16 protein-coding genes and 1 pseudogene are annotated in these 16,216 nt (G+C 69.5%); 10 read left to right on the top strand and 7 right to left on the bottom strand.

Features of this window, described 5'->3' with window-relative positions; translation table 11 throughout:
* Position 1: 1 nt before the first annotated feature.
* The gene (locus AC4FS1_RS11335) at positions 2–613 is read right to left on the bottom strand and encodes a zinc-binding alcohol dehydrogenase (RefSeq protein WP_491155072.1); all 612 of its coding nucleotides are present in this window, start codon (positions 611–613) and stop codon (positions 2–4) included.
* Between the two features lie 179 nt (positions 614–792).
* Here AC4FS1_RS11335 and purM point away from each other — a divergent pair, with 179 nt between their 5' ends.
* The 3 genes from purM to phoA all read left to right on the top strand — a co-directional run bounded on the left by purM (position 793) and on the right by phoA (position 5,401).
* On the top strand, positions 793–1,929 hold the full coding sequence (gene purM / locus AC4FS1_RS11330) for a phosphoribosylformylglycinamidine cyclo-ligase (protein ID WP_491155070.1): 1,137 nt from the start codon (positions 793–795) through the stop codon (positions 1,927–1,929).
* 6 nt (positions 1,930–1,935) lie between these two features.
* A complete protein-coding gene (gene purF, locus AC4FS1_RS11325; protein ID WP_491155069.1) occupies positions 1,936–3,396 on the top strand; it encodes an amidophosphoribosyltransferase in 1,461 nt (486 codons plus the stop codon).
* A gap of 121 nt (positions 3,397–3,517) precedes the next feature.
* Positions 3,518–5,401 carry an alkaline phosphatase gene (gene phoA / locus AC4FS1_RS11320; protein WP_491155067.1) on the top strand — a complete coding sequence of 628 codons (1,884 nt, stop codon included), beginning with the start codon at positions 3,518–3,520 and terminating at the stop codon, positions 5,399–5,401.
* Between the two features lie 76 nt (positions 5,402–5,477).
* On the opposite strand, the gene AC4FS1_RS11315 is transcribed toward phoA, so the two are convergent.
* Positions 5,478–5,657, bottom strand: coding sequence for a DUF3073 domain-containing protein (locus AC4FS1_RS11315; protein ID WP_491155065.1), 180 nt, complete (start codon positions 5,655–5,657; stop codon positions 5,478–5,480).
* Between the two features lie 146 nt (positions 5,658–5,803).
* Between AC4FS1_RS11315 and AC4FS1_RS11310 the strand changes: the two genes are divergently transcribed.
* On the top strand, positions 5,804–6,349 hold the full coding sequence (locus AC4FS1_RS11310; RefSeq protein WP_491155063.1) for a universal stress protein: 546 nt from the start codon (positions 5,804–5,806) through the stop codon (positions 6,347–6,349).
* Here the strand turns inward: AC4FS1_RS11310 and AC4FS1_RS11305 are convergent, their stop codons facing one another.
* Together AC4FS1_RS11305 and AC4FS1_RS11300 are read right to left on the bottom strand one after the other, a co-directional pair.
* Positions 6,350–6,955 (bottom strand): PadR family transcriptional regulator, encoded by a 606-nt coding sequence (locus AC4FS1_RS11305; RefSeq protein WP_491155714.1) that lies wholly within the window; start codon positions 6,953–6,955, stop codon positions 6,350–6,352.
* The gene (locus AC4FS1_RS11300) at positions 6,955–7,806 is read right to left on the bottom strand and encodes a DUF4097 family beta strand repeat-containing protein (RefSeq protein WP_491155061.1); all 852 of its coding nucleotides are present in this window, start codon (positions 7,804–7,806) and stop codon (positions 6,955–6,957) included. The genes AC4FS1_RS11305 and AC4FS1_RS11300 overlap by 1 nt, the downstream gene beginning before the upstream one ends.
* A gap of 159 nt (positions 7,807–7,965) precedes the next feature.
* Here AC4FS1_RS11300 and AC4FS1_RS11295 point away from each other — a divergent pair, with 159 nt between their 5' ends.
* Entirely contained in the window at positions 7,966–8,736 is a 771-nt protein-coding gene (locus tag AC4FS1_RS11295) for a MerR family transcriptional regulator (protein WP_491155059.1), read from the top strand.
* Positions 8,737–8,796: 60 nt separating this feature from the next.
* Here the strand turns inward: AC4FS1_RS11295 and AC4FS1_RS11290 are convergent, their stop codons facing one another.
* Positions 8,797–8,961 carry a hypothetical protein gene (locus AC4FS1_RS11290; RefSeq protein ID WP_491155058.1) on the bottom strand — a complete coding sequence of 55 codons (165 nt, stop codon included), beginning with the start codon at positions 8,959–8,961 and terminating at the stop codon, positions 8,797–8,799.
* 227 nt (positions 8,962–9,188) lie between these two features.
* Here AC4FS1_RS11290 and AC4FS1_RS11285 point away from each other — a divergent pair, with 227 nt between their 5' ends.
* The 5 genes from AC4FS1_RS11285 to AC4FS1_RS11265 all read left to right on the top strand — a co-directional run bounded on the left by AC4FS1_RS11285 (position 9,189) and on the right by AC4FS1_RS11265 (position 14,383).
* Positions 9,189–9,323 (top strand): hypothetical protein, encoded by a 135-nt coding sequence (locus tag AC4FS1_RS11285; RefSeq protein WP_491155057.1) that lies wholly within the window; start codon positions 9,189–9,191, stop codon positions 9,321–9,323.
* Positions 9,324–9,325: 2 nt separating this feature from the next.
* On the top strand, positions 9,326–10,291 hold the full coding sequence (locus AC4FS1_RS11280) for a DNA topoisomerase IB (RefSeq protein WP_491155056.1): 966 nt from the start codon (positions 9,326–9,328) through the stop codon (positions 10,289–10,291).
* Positions 10,292–10,314: 23 nt separating this feature from the next.
* The gene (locus AC4FS1_RS11275; protein WP_491155054.1) at positions 10,315–10,683 is read left to right on the top strand and encodes a fluoride efflux transporter FluC; all 369 of its coding nucleotides are present in this window, start codon (positions 10,315–10,317) and stop codon (positions 10,681–10,683) included.
* Entirely contained in the window at positions 10,680–11,048 is a 369-nt protein-coding gene (locus tag AC4FS1_RS11270; RefSeq protein ID WP_491155052.1) for a fluoride efflux transporter FluC, read from the top strand. The genes AC4FS1_RS11275 and AC4FS1_RS11270 overlap by 4 nt, the downstream gene beginning before the upstream one ends.
* Before the next feature lie 83 nt (positions 11,049–11,131).
* The gene (locus AC4FS1_RS11265; RefSeq protein ID WP_491155051.1) at positions 11,132–14,383 is read left to right on the top strand and encodes an efflux RND transporter permease subunit; all 3,252 of its coding nucleotides are present in this window, start codon (positions 11,132–11,134) and stop codon (positions 14,381–14,383) included.
* Between the two features lie 94 nt (positions 14,384–14,477).
* Here the strand turns inward: AC4FS1_RS11265 and AC4FS1_RS11260 are convergent.
* Both AC4FS1_RS11260 and AC4FS1_RS11255 read right to left on the bottom strand, forming a co-directional pair.
* A pseudogene (locus AC4FS1_RS11260) lies at positions 14,478–14,963 on the bottom strand (DUF998 domain-containing protein); the annotation flags it as partial.
* 314 nt (positions 14,964–15,277) lie between these two features.
* Positions 15,278–16,192, bottom strand: a complete 915-nt coding sequence (locus tag AC4FS1_RS11255) for an aldose 1-epimerase family protein (RefSeq protein WP_491155049.1) — start codon at positions 16,190–16,192, stop codon at positions 15,278–15,280.
* Positions 16,193–16,216: the final 24 nt, after the last annotated feature.

Here is a 16,216-nt window from a genome sequence, read left to right as displayed (position 1 = left end):
CTCAGGCGAGCTCCGCGATGATCGGATGGATGGCCGCGTCGAAGGCCGCGACATCTCCTCGGAGCCCGTCGGTCACCGCGACCGTGAGCGAGCCGATCCACCACACGCCCCGCTGAGCGAGCGGAAGCACCTGCACGTTGAGTTCGAACGAGTGCGCGCGACGGCCCACCTGTCGTTCGTGCTCGGCGATGGCGCTCGCGTAGGCGCGGTACGACACCCCCGGCTTGGCGGAGGTGTCGGAGCGGTAGCGATCATGCGCGTCGCGTGCGAACGTCACCGCGGCCTCGGCGTACGGCTGCATGGCGGCGCGCAGCACGCCGGCCGAGGTGGGCAGCGCCACGAGGGTCTCGAATCCGTCGACCAGGTCCAGCGGCTCCGGCGACGGATGCGCCTGCGGTTCCACCGTCATGGCCCAGAACGCGCGCCATTGGCGCTCGAGGAGAGCCTGCAGGTCGTCGGGACGCTCGGCAGCCGCCCGCGGGGGGACGCCACGCAGGTGCGGGAGTTCTTCGGGGGAGCGGATGCCCAGGGTTTGCCGCAGGTAGAGCGCGAGCAGCACGGGCTGGCCCGCGTCCTCGCGGATCACCCATTCCGGACCGCTCCCGTCCCGCATGCCGCCCATCATAGGAGCCCGCCCCCACCGCATCCCTCCCCCCTTGCGGGCGCGAGAAACAACGTTCCGGTCGAAAAACGACGCGCCGCGTGGTGTTTCATCCGGAACGTCGTTTCTCGCGAGGCTGAAGGGCGCGAAGACAGCGCCGCCCGCCCCGGGTGCGCCGGTAGGCTGGGCACGTGGCCTCCCACAACCCCTACACCGCAGCCGGCGTCGACACGGCAGCCGGTGACCGTGCGGTCGAGCTCATGAAGTCCGCGGTCCGCGCCACCCAGGGAGCCGAGGTCCTCGGCGGGGTCGGTGGCTTCGCCGGACTGTTCGACGCCAGCGCGCTGCGGTCCTACACGAAGCCTCTGCTGGCGACGAGCACCGACGGCGTGGGCACGAAGGTCGCCATCGCGCAGGCCATCGACAAGCACGACACCATCGGCATCGACCTCGTGGGCATGGTCGTCGATGACATCGTCGTCGTCGGAGCCAAGCCGCTCTACCTCACGGACTACATCGCGTGCGGCAAGGTCGTGCCCGAGCGCATCGCGGCGATCGTGTCGGGCATCGCCCGTGGATGCTCCGAAACCGGCACCGCGCTCGTCGGCGGTGAGACCGCCGAACACCCGGGACTCCTCGGCGTGAACGACTACGACGTCGCCGGCGCGGCGACCGGCGTGGTCGAGGCGGATCACCTCCTCGGCGCCGACCGCGTCCGCCCCGGCGACGTGGTCCTGGCCCTCGCATCCAGCGGTCTGCACGCCAACGGGTACTCCCTCGTCCGGCACATCGTCGCCGGGCGCGGCATCGGCTACGGCGACCCCGCCGCCGACTTCGGCTCGACGTGGGGCGAAGTGCTCCTCGAGCCCACGCGGCTGTACACCGCGCCGCTCCTGCGGCTTCTCGACGGCACCACGGGCGTCCACGCCCTCAGCCACGTGACCGGCGGCGGAATCGCCGCCAACCTCGCGCGCGTCCTCCCCGAGGGAACGTGGGTGGAGCTCGACCGCTCGACCTGGTCGCCTCCGCCGGTCTTCCGCGTGCTCGCCGATCTCGGCGAGGTTCCCCTCGCCGCGACCGAGGGCACCTGGAACCTCGGTATCGGGTTCCTCGCCGTCGTTTCTGCGGAGACGGCGGATGCGGCGACCGCGGCGCTGACAGCGGAGGGCATCGCGACGTGGCAGGTGGGTGTCGTGGCCGACGGTGCGCGTCCCGTCGGTGAGTTCGAGCAGGGGGCGAAGGGCGTGAACGGCGGCGCCGTGCGCCTGGTGGGCGAGTATGCGGACGGCGGCGGACCCTCGGTCGGCCTCCGGAATGGAGCGAAGTAACACCCCATGTGCGGCATTGTCGGCATGGTCGGGCGCGGCCCGGTCAACCAGGAGATCTATGACGCCCTGCTCCTCCTCCAGCACCGGGGGCAGGATTCCACGGGCATCGCGACGGCCGAAGCAAGCGGCGTCTTCCATATCAACAAGCAGCGCGGGATGGTGCGGGAAGCCTTCCGCACACGCGACATGCGCACCCTGCTCGGCGAGATCGGGCTCGGGCACGTCCGCTATGCGACCAAGGGCACCGCATCCAGCGAGGAGGAGGCGCAGCCCTTCTACGTGAACGCCCCGTACGGCATCGTCCTGGTGCACAACGGCAACCTCACCAACACGCGTGAGCTCACCGATGAGCTGTTCCACAAAGACCGGCGTCACCTGAACACCAGCTCCGACACCGAACTGCTCGTGAACATCCTCGGGTCGGAGCTGCAGTCCGAGATCATCGAGCCCGACCTCGACCCCGACCAGGTGTTCCGCGCCGTTTCGCGCGTGCATGAGCGGGTGGAGGGGTCGTACGCGAGCATCGCGCTCATCGCCGGGTACGGACTGCTGGCCTTCCGCGACCCGTTCGGCATCCGCCCGCTCATCCTCGGTACCCGCAAGGCCGAGGAAGGCGGGTACGAGTGGGTCGTGGCATCGGAGTCGCTCGTCCTGGAGAACGCCGGCTTCGAGGTCGTGCGCGACGTGCTCCCCGGCGAGGCGATCTTCGTGACGCTGGACGGCACGCTGCACACGCGGCAGTGCGCGCCGAACCCCGTGCTGAAGCCGTGCTCGTTCGAGTACGTGTACCTGGCCCGCCCCGACTCCATCATGAACGGCGTCTCGGTGTACGAGGCGCGGCTCCGGATGGGTGAGCGCCTCGCCGACACCATCGCCAAGTACACCCCGCCCGGAACGATCGACGTGGTCATGCCGATCCCCGACTCGTCACGGCCCGCCGCCATGCAGGTGGCGCGCAAACTCGGCCTCGAGTACCGCGAGGGCTTCTACAAGAACCGCTATGTGGGCCGGACCTTCATCATGCCGGGGCAGGCGGTGCGGAAGAAGAGCGTCCGCCAGAAGCTCAACGCGATGTCGAGCGAATTCAAGGGCAAGAACGTGCTCCTCATCGACGACTCGATCGTGCGGGGCACGACGTCCAAGGAGATCATCCAGATGGCCCGGGATGCCGGCGCCAAGACCGTGACGTTCGCGTCGGCCGCGCCCCCGGTGCGGTACCCGCACGTGTACGGCATCAACATGCCCTCTCGGCAGGAGCTCGTCGCGCACGGCCGCACGGTGCCCGAGATCGCCGAAGAGCTGGGATGCGACTACCTCGTGTACCAGGAGGTGGACGACCTCAAGGCGGCGATCCTGGAGGGTTCCGACCTGGATGACCTCGACATGAGCTGCTTCGACGGTCGTTACGTCACCGGCACGGTATCCCCCGAGTATCTGGCCTGGGTCGAGGGCAGCCAGCAGTCCTGAGCCCGGATGCGGGGCATCCGTTCTCCCGCACGTCACCCGGCGCTTCCGTGTCGTTCTCCCGCGTGGGCTTCGCTGAGGGTGCGCCGTCGACCGACGGCGCGTTCCGACGAAGGACACCCCCATGACACCTCTCCCCACCACCCGGCGCGCCCGCGCGTCCGTCGGTACCGCATCCGTGCTTCTGCTCGCGTTGGCGGGCGCCGCCTCAGCGCTGCCCGCCACAGCGCTGCCCACCACAGCGGCGGATGCTCCGCTGGCCGAGCACGGCGGCGCCACCCGTCTGGACGAGGACCGCACCCAAGCGCTCCGCGAAGCGCTTCTCGACGGCCCCGCCAAGAACGTGATCCTCCTGATCGGCGACGGCATGGGCGACTCGGAGATCACGGTGGCCCGCAACTACGCCGAGGGCGCAGCCGGGACGTTCGCCGGCATCGACGCCCTGCCCCTGACCGGGTCGTACGTCCACTGGGCGCTGACAGCGGACGGCGCCCCGAACTACGCCTCCGAGTCGGCCTCGACGGCGTCGGCATGGTCGACGGGAACCAAGACCGTCAACGGCCGGCTGAGTGTCGACGTCGACAACGTCCCGCAGCCGACGTTGCTCGAGCTGGCGAAAGCCAACGGCCGGAAGACGGGGAACGTCTCGACGGCGGAGATCCAGGACGCGACTCCCGGCGCCGAGGTCGCCCATATCTCGGCGCGCGGATGCTACGGACCGGAGCAGACGACGGCCAACTGTGCCTCGGAGGCGCTGGAGAACGGCGGGCTCGGGTCGATCAGCGAGCAGCTGCTGAACCTGCGCCCGGACGTCACCCTGGGCGGCGGCTCGGCGAGCTTCACGCAGGTCGCGAAGGCCGGACCGTGGGAGGGCGAGACGCTCTTCGCGCAGGCCGAGGACCGCGATTACCAGCTCGTCGATGACGCGGCGGGGCTGGCAGCGGTGACGCAGGCCGACGCCGAGTCGCCGCTTCTGGGATTGTTCGCCGAGGGGAACTTCCCGGTGCGGTGGGACGGTCCGGATGCGGTCGACCTCACCGCCGGCGGCAGCCTCCCCGCTCCGGTCGCCTGCACCGAGAACCCGGCGCGGCTCGACACCGGCCTCTCGCTGGCTTCGCTGACAGGCAAGGCGATCGATCTCCTCGACAACGAGGACGGGTTCTTCCTGCAGGTCGAGGGCGCGAGCATCGACAAGCAGGATCACGGCGCCGATGCGTGCGGTCAGATCGGGGAGACGGTCGACCTCGACGAGGCGGTGCAGGTCGCCCTGGCGTTCGCTCAGGAGCGTCAGGACACGCTCGTCGTCGTCACGGCCGATCACGCGCACACCAGCCAGATCGTGGGATCGCCGATCCCGGGGCTGAACACCCACCTGCTGACCTCGGACGGCCAGCCGATGATCGTGGCGTACGGCACCTCGGCGGCCGGGGGATCCCAGCAGCACACGGGTGCGCAGGTGCGCGTCGCCGGTTACGGCCCGGGCGCGGCGAACGTCGTCGGACTCACGGACCAGACCGACCTGTTCTTCACGGCCTCACGGGCGCTGGGGTTGCACGAGGACCTTCACGCCCTCAGCGCCGACGCGACGATCACCACCGACGTGGCGGAGGTCGCCCCCGGCGGGTCGTTCACGGTGACCGTCGAGGGTCTCGATGCCGACTGGCAGGCCACCGGCACGCTGGCATCCGACCCCGTGGACCTCGGGCAGCGCGATGTGCGGAACGGGAGTGTCAGCTTCGTCGTCACTGCTCCCGAAGAGGCGGGCGCGCACACGGTGACCGTCGCGGGGCGGCAGACCGGCGTCGCCCTCAGCGCGCCGATCACGGTGACGGCCGACCCGGCCGCCGCAGAGCCCTCGTCATCGCCGTCGCCGGCTGCCGTGGCCGGCGGGATCAACGGCCCGCTCGCCGGAACCGGCGGAACGGTGCCGTGGCTGCTCGCCGGCATCGGCGCCGCGTTCCTCGCGGTCGGCGGCTACGCCATCCTGCGCCGCCGACGGATGGCCTGAGCGCACACGAAAACGGCCGGCGGCAGTTGCGATAACTGCCGCCGGCCGTCGCTTGTCACCTGGCAGGTGCCGGGTGTCAGGCCTTTTCGTCTTCGAGTTTTTCCTCGTGCTCGTCCGCCCACTTGTCTTCGTACTCGGCCTCGCTGGGAGCGTGCCCGAGTTCGCGTTCGAGGGCGGCGAGGTTCACGGAGTACGTGTCGTACTTGAGCTCACGGGCGATTTTGGTGTGCTTCGCCTTTTGACGGCCACGCCCCATGCGAGACCCCCTCATGTTCGGCAACGCGGGCCGTTCTCGGCCCGACGCATTCACGGATCCGGATCGACCGGCAAGAGTAGCATTCAGGATATCACGGTGCTCTGGTGCCCTTCCCCGTGGACCAGGCCGGACAGGAGGCATGAGCGATGGCGGACGAAGCATCCCCGATCCCGGAGGCCCGGGCGGCGGCCGCGGCGGATGCGCCGCACGGAGCGGTGATCGCGGGGGCGGTGCCCGGGCAATCGGCGCGTGTGGTCATCGAAGCCGCCCGCTACGCCCGGCTGCTGTCGGTTCCGCTGGCGATCGTGCACGTGGACGTCACCCGGTTCGTGACCTTCGAAGACCCCGACGGGTTCGTCCACTCCGCCCCGATCGATCTCGATATCGGCGGTGGTGACGCCGAGCTCGCGAAGGTGCGCGCGGCGGCCGAGTCGGCGCTCGTCGATTGCCCGGTGCCCTGGAGCGTGCATCAGCTCGTCGGCGACCCCGCGCTCGCGATGAAGCACCTCGCCGAGAGGATCGACGCGAAGCTGCTCGTCGTCGGCACGCGCAAGCGCGGGTTCGGTGAATCGGTGCGCGAGTTCTTCACCGGGTCGGTCGCGGCCCGGCTGACCCACCGTCAGCATCGCCCGGTCCTGGTCATCCCGCTCGGCGAGGCGGTTCCCGACGACCAAGAGATCGTCTGGACCTGATCACCCGCGGAGGGCCCGCGTGAGATCGCGGGATGCCTCGTCCAGCGTGTTCTCGAGCGTGTCGACGACCGAATCCGCGAGCACCCCGCCGCGCGCGACGTGCGACCGCAGGTCGGAGCGGACACGCGCGCGGAAGTCGTTCACGACTGCGTCCGCCCGGTGCAGCTGCTCACGGCTGAGCACGCGGGAGTCGTCGGAGTGCGCGCGCGGAGCACTTCCCCGCTCGTCGTTCGCCGCGGCTGCCAGGTCGGCTCGCAGGCTCCGCATGGCGTCGCGCACGCTGCCGCGCACTTCGTCCGCAATCAGCCGGACGCTGTCCGCCAGGCCCGCCTCGATACCGGAGAGGTCCCCGGCACGGCCGGCCACCTCGGCGCGGCCGGCACCGGTGATCTCGTAGACGGTCTTGCGCCCGTCGACCCTCTTGGAGACAAGGCCCTCCTCCTCGAGTTTGGCGAGCCGGGGATAGACGGTGCCGGCAGAGGGCGTGTAGGTCCCGCCCGTGCGGTCGGACAGAGCCTGCATGAGGTCGTACCCGTGCCGAGGCGATTCGTCGAGGAGGCTCAGCAGGTACAGGCGGAGATCGCCGTGGGAGAAGACGGGAGACATCACCACTCCGCCTCGGCCTCGAGGTCGCCCTGGCGGACGCCGGAGGCGCCGCGGCGGAGCACCGTGACGTTCCCGGAGACGGAGTGGCTGCGCACATCGACGAAGGTGCCGCTCAGTTCGCCGGTGGACCCCGAGTAGTTGGTCGGCCCGGACCCGGAGCGCGTCTGGCCGTCGATGGTGACCCGTCCGCTGACCGTGCGAACGGCGTAGTTGGCGGCGAGCTGGTCATCCAGGCGGATCGTGGTGGTTCCGCTCACGGTGTTCAAACCGATGGAGTGGACGGGGCCGTGGGAGTCCACGAGCATGGAGCCGGACACGGTGTCGATGGATGCCTTGCGCACAGCTCCCGTCGCGGCGATGTCGCCCGAGACGCTGTTGGCGCTCAAGGCTCCGTCCAGCTGGCGGATCTGAACATCGCCCGAGACCGCGTTGACGTTCAGGTCTCCGGTGAGGCCGTCGACGATGATGTCGCCGGAGACGGTATTGAGCCGGGCGTCGCTGCGGAGCCCGGCGACCAGGGCGCTCGCGCTGACGACACCCAGGGTGAGCGCGACATCGCGGGGGACCGCGACGGAGATCTCGGCTTTCGGCCCGCCGCCGCCGAAGTTGCGGAACACTTCGAGGAAGTTGTCCCAGCGCAACTGCGGGTGGTCGATCTCGAGGCTGTCGCCGGTCACCTCGATGCGCAGGTCTTTCACGGTGACCGAGTGCACTTCGATCCGGGCGCCGGGTTCGTCGTGGGCGACGACGTCGATCTGGCCGCCGACGAGGCCGACCTTGAGCTTGCGCACGGACTCGATGTCGATGACTCGGGTCTCGCCGGGGTGGACGAGCCACTTCTCGAGGGTCATGAGAACTCCAGAGGGTGAGGTGGGTCGCGATATATCGCGTTCGCCACTCAACACGATATATCGCGAGTGCGTCAAGGGGGGTCGCGCCAATCCCAGCGAACTCCCGCTTGACCTTGACGTTGCGTCAACTCGTACGCTCGTCGTGACGGGAGGCAGTCCATGGAATGGTCCATCCAGCAGATCGCGAAGCTCACCGGCACGACGAGCCGGACGCTGCGCCATTACGGCGACGTCGGCCTCCTCGCGCCGACCCGCGTCGCGCAGAACGGCTACCGCTATTACGACGAGGATGCGCTGGTCCGCCTGCAGCGCGTTCTCCTGCTGCGCGAGCTCGGCCTCGGTCTCCCGCAGATCGCGGACGTGCTCGAGCGCGGAAGGGCGGAGGAGTCCGCCCTGGCGACGCATCTCGCGCTCCTCCGCGAGGAGCAGGACCGCCTGTCGCGGCAGATCGCCGCGGTCGAGAAGACCTTGGAGAAACGGAGAGGAGGTGAACGATTGATGGCAGAGGAGATGTTCGACGGCTTCGACCACACGCAGCATCGTGATGAGGTCACCCGACGCTGGGGCGCGGAGGCGTACGAGCGCAGCGACGCGTGGTGGCGCGGACGATCCGCCGAGGAGAAAGCGGACTGGTCGGCCCGCGTGGCTCAGCTCGGCCGCGACTGGATAGCGGCGGCGGAGCGCGGGAGCGACCCGGCCGGCCGGGAGGCGCAGGAACTCGCGGCCCGGCACGTGGCCTGGCTCACCGGCATACCCGGAACACCGGCCGCTCAGCCGGGAGGCGACCTGAAGGGATACGTGCTGGGCCTCGGAGAGATGTACGTCGCCGATCCCCGGTTCGGCCGCAACTACGCGACGAGCGCGGGAGGCACCGCGGGCGCGGAGTTCGTCCGCGAGGCACTCCGCGCGTACGCCGAGGCGCAGCTATGACAGCCGACACACAGACGGATGCCACGTCCTTCGAGTGAGGGACGTGGCATCCGTGGGGCGTTAGACGCTCTTGCGCCCGCTGATCACCCGGAACAGGAAGGCGATGAGGGCGATCACGCCGACGATCAGCGCGACCCACAGCAGCCAGTTCAGGGCGGCGTTCAGTCCACCCACGATGGCCAGGATGATGGCGATGACGATGATAATGAGGAGGGCGATGTTCATGGTCGAGGTCTACTCCTTCTCTGAGCCGGCGTTCTCCGTGACGGCAGAGTGCCGGGCGCCGCAGACGACGCCCCTCCACCTTGCCCTATCGACCTTCGCGGAGAGTAGGGGTTGACGGTCGACGAAAACGGGTGCTACCCGCCCGGACGCGGGTCGCGCATACGCGGATCGGAGGAGTCACTGTCAACCCCGTCCCGAGGGATTTCCGCGAATCGTAGCGTCGGAGCATGCAGAGAGGAGTCCTCATGCCCGGTGGACGTGGATCGAACCTGAAGGACCCCGACCCTTACGCGGAGCTCGGGCGGCGCGGCTCCTCGGGCAAGAAGAAGGCGGAGCTCGACTCGATGCTCCGCACGCACTGACGGTGGCGCGGCTCATCCGGGTCCGCCCGTACGAGGACCCGGGATATCGGCGCGTCCGCTCGGGCAGTGGATTCCGCTACGTCGACCACACCGGTCTTTCGGCTCCGGCCGACGACGCGGAGCGGGCGCACGCCCTGGTGATCCCGCCCGCCTGGCGGGAGGTCTGGATCTCGCGCGAGCCCCAGGGGCACATCCAGGCCGTGGGCATGGATGAGGCCGGACGCAAGCAGTACCTCTACCACGGCGAGTGGTCCAAGCGTCGTGACAAGGGCAAGTACGCCCGGGCGCTCGCCCTTGCCGAGGCGTTGCCGCGCGCACGGCGCCGCGTCACGCAGTCGATCCGGCGTGAAGCGCTCGACCGCGAACGCGTCCTGGCGGTCGCGTTCCGCCTGCTCGACCAGGTCGCACCCCGCGTCGGCTCGGCCCGGTACTTCGCGAGCAACGGCAGCCGCGGCCTGACCACGTTGCTGCGGCGGGATGCCGAGGTCGAGGGCATCCACGTGACGCTGTCGTTTCCGGCGAAGAGCGGTAAGCGGGCCTTCCTGGAACTCGATGACGAGGATCTCGCTGCCGCCGTCGCCGAACTCGGGGCCGGGCGGCCCCGAGCGCACTTGCTCGCCTATCAGCGGGGGCGCCGACGGGTGCCCCTGACCCCGGGCGACGTCAACGCGTATGTGCGGGCTCTCACCGGCGGATCGTTCACCGCGAAGGACTTCCGCACGCTCCGCGGCACGATCCTCGCCGCCGAGACGCTCGCGCGGATCGGGACGGTGGACACGAAGGGCGACCTCAAGCGTGCCGAGCTGCTGGCGGTGCGGGCGACGGCGGAGAAACTCGGGAACACGCCGTCGGTGGCACGCAGCAGCTACATCGATCCCCGGGTGTTCTCGCTCTACCGGCGCGGCAGACTCATGGACCTGGACGGGTCGCACGACGCGGCGATCCGACGCCTCATCCTGGGGGAATGAGCGCCCTGCCCTAGGGTGTCGATGTGTTCTCGTGGGCCCACCTTGGTCTCGTCGTCCTCGGCGGGGCGCTCGGTACGTCCGCGCGCGCGGGTCTGACCTTGGCCGTCGGCAGCGCGCTCGGACCCGCATTCGTGCCGGCGGTGAACGTCGTCGGCGCCTTCGCCCTCGGGATCGTGCTGGGGGTGCTCTCCCGCTCCGCGCTCTCGCCGCGACGGCGTGCGGCGCAGCTCTTTCTGGGTGCGGGTGTGCTGGGAGGCTTCACGACGTACAGCGCCCTGGCGATCGACTCCGCGGATGTGGCGAACCTGGCGTGGGGTATCGGCACCGTGGTGGCAGGCACAGCGGCGGCATGGGCGGGCCTCGCCCTGGCCCGCCGGCGGGCACCGGCATGACGCCGCTGCTGTTCATCGGGGTCGCCCTTGCCGGGGGTGCGGGGGCGGGCCTGCGCTATCTGCTGGACCTCGCGGTGCAACGGTTCGCGGGGCCGCGCGTGCCGTGGGGAATCCTTGCCGTGAACCTCTCCGGGGCCTTCGCGCTGGGTCTGCTCTCAGCCGGGCTGGTGGATGCGGCAGGGCTGTGGGTGCTCGGCACCGGGTTGCTGGGCGGGTACACCACCTTCAGCGCGGTCGCCGTATCGACGGTGCTCCTGGCCGAAGACCGCCGTCCTCGCGCCGCGGTCGGATACGCGGTGGGAACCTTCGCCGGATCGGTCCTGTGCGCGCTGCTGGGACTGGGGGCCGGCGCCCTCCTGGTCTGAGGAGAACGTGAAGTCTCACATGGGATACTGAGGCCCCGATACGCGCTGATATCGGTCGTTGACGATCCTCCCGAAGGACCCCTGTGTCGAACCTCGCCGTTCTGAGTTTGAAGAACCGGGCGCTCATCGCCCTTGTCACGATCGTCGCGGCGGTGTTCGGCGGACTCGCGCTGGTGAACCTCAAGCAGGAGCTCATTCCTTCGATCGAGTTCCCGCAGCTGGCCGTGGTCACGACCTACCCGGGCGCCTCGCCCGAGGTCGTCGAGAACGACGTGTCGACGCCGATCGAGACGGCGATTCAGGGCGTGCCCGGACTCGAGGCCACGACGGCAACGAGCACGACGAACGCGTCGATCATCTCCGCATCCTTCACGTACGGCACGGATCTGGCGACCGCCGAGCAGAAGATCACTCAGGCCATCAACCGCGTCAGCAGTCAGCTGCCCGAATCGGTGGAACCGAACGTCATCTCGGCGAGCATCGACGACTTCCCCGTCATCCAGATCGCGGTCACGGGTTTCGACGACGCCGAGAACGCTCAGGCCACGCTCGAGTCGACGGTCATCCCCGACCTCGAGGACGTCGGTGGCGTCAACGCGGCCCAGATCGTCGGTGGCCTCGGCCAGCGTGTCACGATCACGCCCGACCCCGCCCGGCTGGCCGAGCGCGGGTACTCGCAAGAGGCCATCTCCGACGCCCTCGACCAGAACGGTGTCCTGTTCCCCGGCGGCGACATCACGCAGGGCGACCAGAGCCTCACGGTGCAGACCGGCGCCAAGCTCACCTCCGTCGAGGACGTCGCCGCGCTTCCGCTGGTGCCGGCCGATGCCGCGCAGTTCCGTGCCGGGGTCACCACGATCGGTGACGTCGCGACGGTCGTGGAGGACTCCGACCCGGTGTCGAGCATCTCCCGCGTCGATGGCGAGCCGGCGTTGACCATCGCGGTCACCAAGCTTCCCGCCGCCAACACGGTGGATGTCTCGCGCGGCGTGCTCGCGGCGCTGCCCGATCTCGAAGCGTCGCTGGAGGGCGCGTCCTTCACGGTCGTCTTCGACCAGGCGCCCTACATCCAGCAGTCCATCGAGGCTCTCGCGCAGGAGGGCCTCCTCGGCCTCGCCTTCGCTGTCCTCATCATCCTGCTGTTCCTGCTGTCGGTGCGCTCGACTCTCGTCACGGCCATCTCCATCCCGACGAGCGTCCTCATCACCTTCGTCGGCATCCAGGCATTCGGGTACTCCCTGAACATCCTGACCCTCGGCGCCCTGACCATTGCGATCGGTCGCGTCGTGGACGACTCGATCGTCGTGATCGAGAACATCAAGAGGCACTACGTCGGCGAGGCCGACAAGCTGGGCTCGATCCTCCGCGCCGTACGCGAAGTGGCCGCCGCGATCACCGCGTCGACGATCACCACCGTCGCGGTCTTCCTCCCCATCGCCTTCGTCGGCGATGTCACCGGCGAGCTCTTCCGCCCCTTCGCCCTCACCGTGACGATCGCCATGACGGCCTCGCTGTTGGTCGCGCTGACCATCGTTCCGGTGCTGGCGTACTGGTTCTTGCGCCCGGGAAAGCCCCTCCAGGACGCCGAGGGACGCACGGTGGACCCGGAATCGCCGGAGGCGCCGCCCAGCCGGCTGCAGAAGGCGTATCTGCCGGTCCTCAACTGGACGCTGCGCCACTCGTGGGCGACCCTCGGGCTGGCCCTTCTCGTTCTTGCGGGCACGGGCGCTGCCGCCCCGTTCATGAAGACGAACTTCCTCGGCGACTCGGGTCAGAACACGTTCACGGTGACACAGGACCTCGGTCCCGCGGCCAGCCTGGAGGCCGAGGACGCCGCCGCGCAGCGTGTCGAGGAAGCCCTTCAGGACGTGGTGGGCATCGAGACGGTGCAGGTGTCGATCGGTTCCAGCGGCTCGGCGCTGCGCGATGCCTTCTCCGGAGGCGGCAGCGGGGTGACCTACTCGGTCACCACCGATCCCGACGCCGACCAGGTCGTCGTGCGGGAGTTGGTGCAGGAAGCCGTCGCCGACCTGGAGGACGTGGGGACGGTGACCGTGGCCGCGGCCGGTGGCGGCTTCGGGTCCTCCGACATCGCGATCGATGTGACCGCGCCGGACGGGCAGACGCTGCAGGAGGCCGCCGACGCCGTCGTCGCGGAGCTCGAGGGCCGTTCCGGTATCGGCCAGGTCACCAGCAATCTCGCGGCGTCCCTGCCGTACGTCGCCGTGACCGTCGATCGGGATGCCGCGGCCGAGCTCGGGCTGTCGGAAGTGGCGGTCGGGGGGCTCGTCTCGTCCACCATGCAACCGCGCCAGATCGGCGCGGTGGAGATCGACGGCACATCGCTGACCGTGTACCTCGCCGCATCCGATCCTCCGGCGACCCTGGACGAGTTGCGCGCCCTCGAGGTGCCCTCGGCTACGGGACCGGTGCGGCTGGATTCGATCGCGACGGTGGCGGAGAGCGAGGGGCCGACCTCCATCACGACAGAACGCGGACTCCGCACAGCGACGGTCACGGTCACCCCGGCGACCGACGACCTCAACGCTGCGTCAGCATCCGTCACCGCTGCCCTGGAAGACGCCGATCTGCCCAGCGGTGCGGGCGCGGAGATCGGCGGCGTCCTTGCCGACCAGACCGATGCGTTCTCGCAGCTGGGGCTGGCGATGCTGGCCGCCATCCTGATCGTCTACATCGTGATGGTGGCGACCTTCAAGTCGCTCCGCCAGCCGCTCCTGCTTCTCGTCTCGGTGCCGTTCGCGGCGACCGGCGCCATTCTGCTGCAGATCGCCACCGGGGTTCCGCTGGGCGTGGCGTCACTGATCGGGGTGCTGATGCTGATCGGCATCGTGGTGACGAACGCGATCGTGCTCGTCGACCTGGTCAATCAGTATCGGGTGCAGGGGCTGAGCGCTCACGACGCAACCGTGGCGGGCGGCTCACGGCGACTCCGCCCGATCCTGATGACGGCGCTGGCCACGATCTTCGCGCTGACTCCGATGGCCCTGGGGATCACGGGCCACGGCGGGTTTATCTCGCAGCCGCTCGCAATTGTGGTGATCGGCGGTCTGGTGTCATCGACCGTCCTGACACTGCTCGTCCTGCCGACGCTGTATAACCTGGTCGAGGGCCGGCAGGAGAGGCGACCCGAACGGCTGGTCGCCGATACCGAGCGGCGGGCCGAGCGGGCGCGGCGGCGACGGGAGCGGCGGCAGGAGCGAGCCGGCTCGAGCGCACTCGCCGGCGAGGAGCCAGGTGGGAGCCGGTCCGAAGGGTCGAGTGGTACGACACGGCGGTCGCTGCGGCGGTCGCGGCCGGAGGCGTCGGAGAGCTGACGGGCTGTTTCGCGCGCAGGGCGATGCAGTGGGTGAAGACGCCGGACCACGCGAACATCGCGCTGAAGGCGAGGACCTCGAACAGCGCCAGGTTGATGTCGCCGCCGACGAACAGCCATGCCGACGCGAAGAGGAACGCGAACGTGACACCGGTCGTCGCCAGCAGCCGTCGCGGCATCCGGTGCAGGAGAACCGGAGAAGTGACCAGCAGCGCCGCAAAGCCGAGCACCATGGTGCCGGCGACGTTGTCGTGAATCGTTCGGTTGAGGTTGAGGGGTACGAAGCCCACCAGAGTGAGGTTCACGCCGATCGTGGTGAGGAACGCCTGCGCCGCAACGCCCGACCCGCGGCGCCCAGCAGCGCGCCCGAGGCGGGACAGGTCCCGCCGCACGTGATTCGCGAAGATCGCGACGAGGAACCCGGCGACGATCAGGGTGCCGTTGAAGAGGGAACCGGAAGTGTCGCGGAAGGTGCCGAGCCTGCTGAAGTGGAGGTGCCACCACAGCGGATCGGTGGTGGTGGTGATCGACAGCAGGATCCCGCCCACGAGCACGACAAGCACCCCTAGCGCGAGGTGCATCGTCGTCAGGCGCGCCAGGACGACGCGCGGCGATGCAACCAGCACCGTTCGGGTAACGGGTAGGACAATGCTCATTCTCGGGTCTCCACCCACGACGGACGGGGCGTTCCCTGACACTCGAGCTCCCCAAGCCCCCGTCGCTCGTCGGTCAGCGAACGCCGGAAGATCCATTTCTCGCCCCCAGCGTGACGGCATGCCGTCTCCGCCATGGTATCCCCCGGAAGGCATAAGAAAGTAGGTCAGAGCACCGCCGACACCGAGAATTTACCTCGGCGTGGCGTGAGAAGTTTCTCATTCAGGGCGTGGGAGAGCTCTCAGAGGGTTCGAGAGACCCCCCACTCGAGGGTCCAGGACTCTCCCGGAGCGAGCCAGCGAAGGCCCGCCCCCGAGTTCAGCGCATCCGCGGGGGCCGTCATCGGCTCGATCGCGACGGCGAGCGGGTGCCCGGGAAAGCGGTCTGTCGTGAAGACCTGGGTCCAGTCGAAGCCTTCCCCCTGCCACAGGGTGAGCGAGGTGCCGTCCGGAGCGGTGAGCGTCGAGCGCGCGTGTCCCCGGTCGTCGCGTGCAAGGTCGCGGTATGCGGTGTCGAGGTCGAGGTCGCCGAGGCGACGGCCATCGCGGAGGTCGGTCGCCGCATCCACCGGGGCCTCTCCGATCGGGAGCTTCCGCTCGTCGACCCGTACGCGGGTCGTTCCCGAGGACCGGAGGACGAGGTCGGCGGTGTCCGCCGTGCCGATGAAGACGAACGGATGCGCGCCTATGGCGACCGGGGCATCCTCGGCACCCGCGTTGCGCACCTCATGCCGTACCGAGATCCCGTCGCCGGCCAGGGTGTAGGTGACACGTGTCTGCAGGGCGAAGGGGTATCCGGTCTGCGGGAAGATGTCCGCCCGCAGTGTGACGCGATCGGGCGCCTCTTCCTCGGGGCTGTACGGCACGAACCGGAGGAGGCCGTGACTGGCGTTCCCCAGCGCGGGCTCGCTGAGGGAGAGCTGGCGAGTGATGCCGCGCTGAGTCCAGCGGCCGTCGCGCACACGATTGGGCCACGGCACCAGAACGACGCCCGAGGCCGTGGGCGTGGGGATGTCGTCGGGGTAACGCGGCACAAGCTCGACGCCGTCCACGGTGAGAGCGCGCAACGCCGCGCCGACCAATGCGATCTCAGCGGTCGCATTCTGCTCCGCGAGGCGAAAGCGCCGTCCGGTCGGGTCCACGGGGAGGAAAGCCATGCGCCCAGGCTAGAGCCCGCGACG

The organism is Microbacterium sp. Z12_35 (genome assembly GCF_058310475.1).
This window is presented reverse-complemented; position numbering and strand designations above follow the sequence as displayed.

Coding starts and splice junctions, on each gene's coding strand:
- AC4FS1_RS11335 (WP_491155072.1), bottom strand. CDS start 613: ATGCGGGACGGGAGCGGTCCGGAATGGGTGATCCGCGAGGACGCGGGC.
- purF (WP_491155069.1), top strand. CDS start 1,936: ATGTGCGGCATTGTCGGCATGGTCGGGCGCGGCCCGGTCAACCAGGAG.
- phoA (WP_491155067.1), top strand. CDS start 3,518: ATGACACCTCTCCCCACCACCCGGCGCGCCCGCGCGTCCGTCGGTACC.
- AC4FS1_RS11315 (WP_491155065.1), bottom strand. CDS start 5,657: ATGGGGCGTGGCCGTCAAAAGGCGAAGCACACCAAAATCGCCCGTGAG.
- AC4FS1_RS11310 (WP_491155063.1), top strand. CDS start 5,804: ATGGCGGACGAAGCATCCCCGATCCCGGAGGCCCGGGCGGCGGCCGCG.
- AC4FS1_RS11305 (WP_491155714.1), bottom strand. CDS start 6,955: ATGTCTCCCGTCTTCTCCCACGGCGATCTCCGCCTGTACCTGCTGAGC.
- AC4FS1_RS11300 (WP_491155061.1), bottom strand. CDS start 7,806: ATGACCCTCGAGAAGTGGCTCGTCCACCCCGGCGAGACCCGAGTCATC.
- AC4FS1_RS11295 (WP_491155059.1), top strand. CDS start 7,966: ATGGAATGGTCCATCCAGCAGATCGCGAAGCTCACCGGCACGACGAGC.
- AC4FS1_RS11290 (WP_491155058.1), bottom strand. CDS start 8,961: ATGAACATCGCCCTCCTCATTATCATCGTCATCGCCATCATCCTGGCC.
- AC4FS1_RS11285 (WP_491155057.1), top strand. CDS start 9,189: ATGCAGAGAGGAGTCCTCATGCCCGGTGGACGTGGATCGAACCTGAAG.
- AC4FS1_RS11270 (WP_491155052.1), top strand. CDS start 10,680: ATGACGCCGCTGCTGTTCATCGGGGTCGCCCTTGCCGGGGGTGCGGGG.
- AC4FS1_RS11255 (WP_491155049.1), bottom strand. CDS start 16,192: ATGGCTTTCCTCCCCGTGGACCCGACCGGACGGCGCTTTCGCCTCGCG.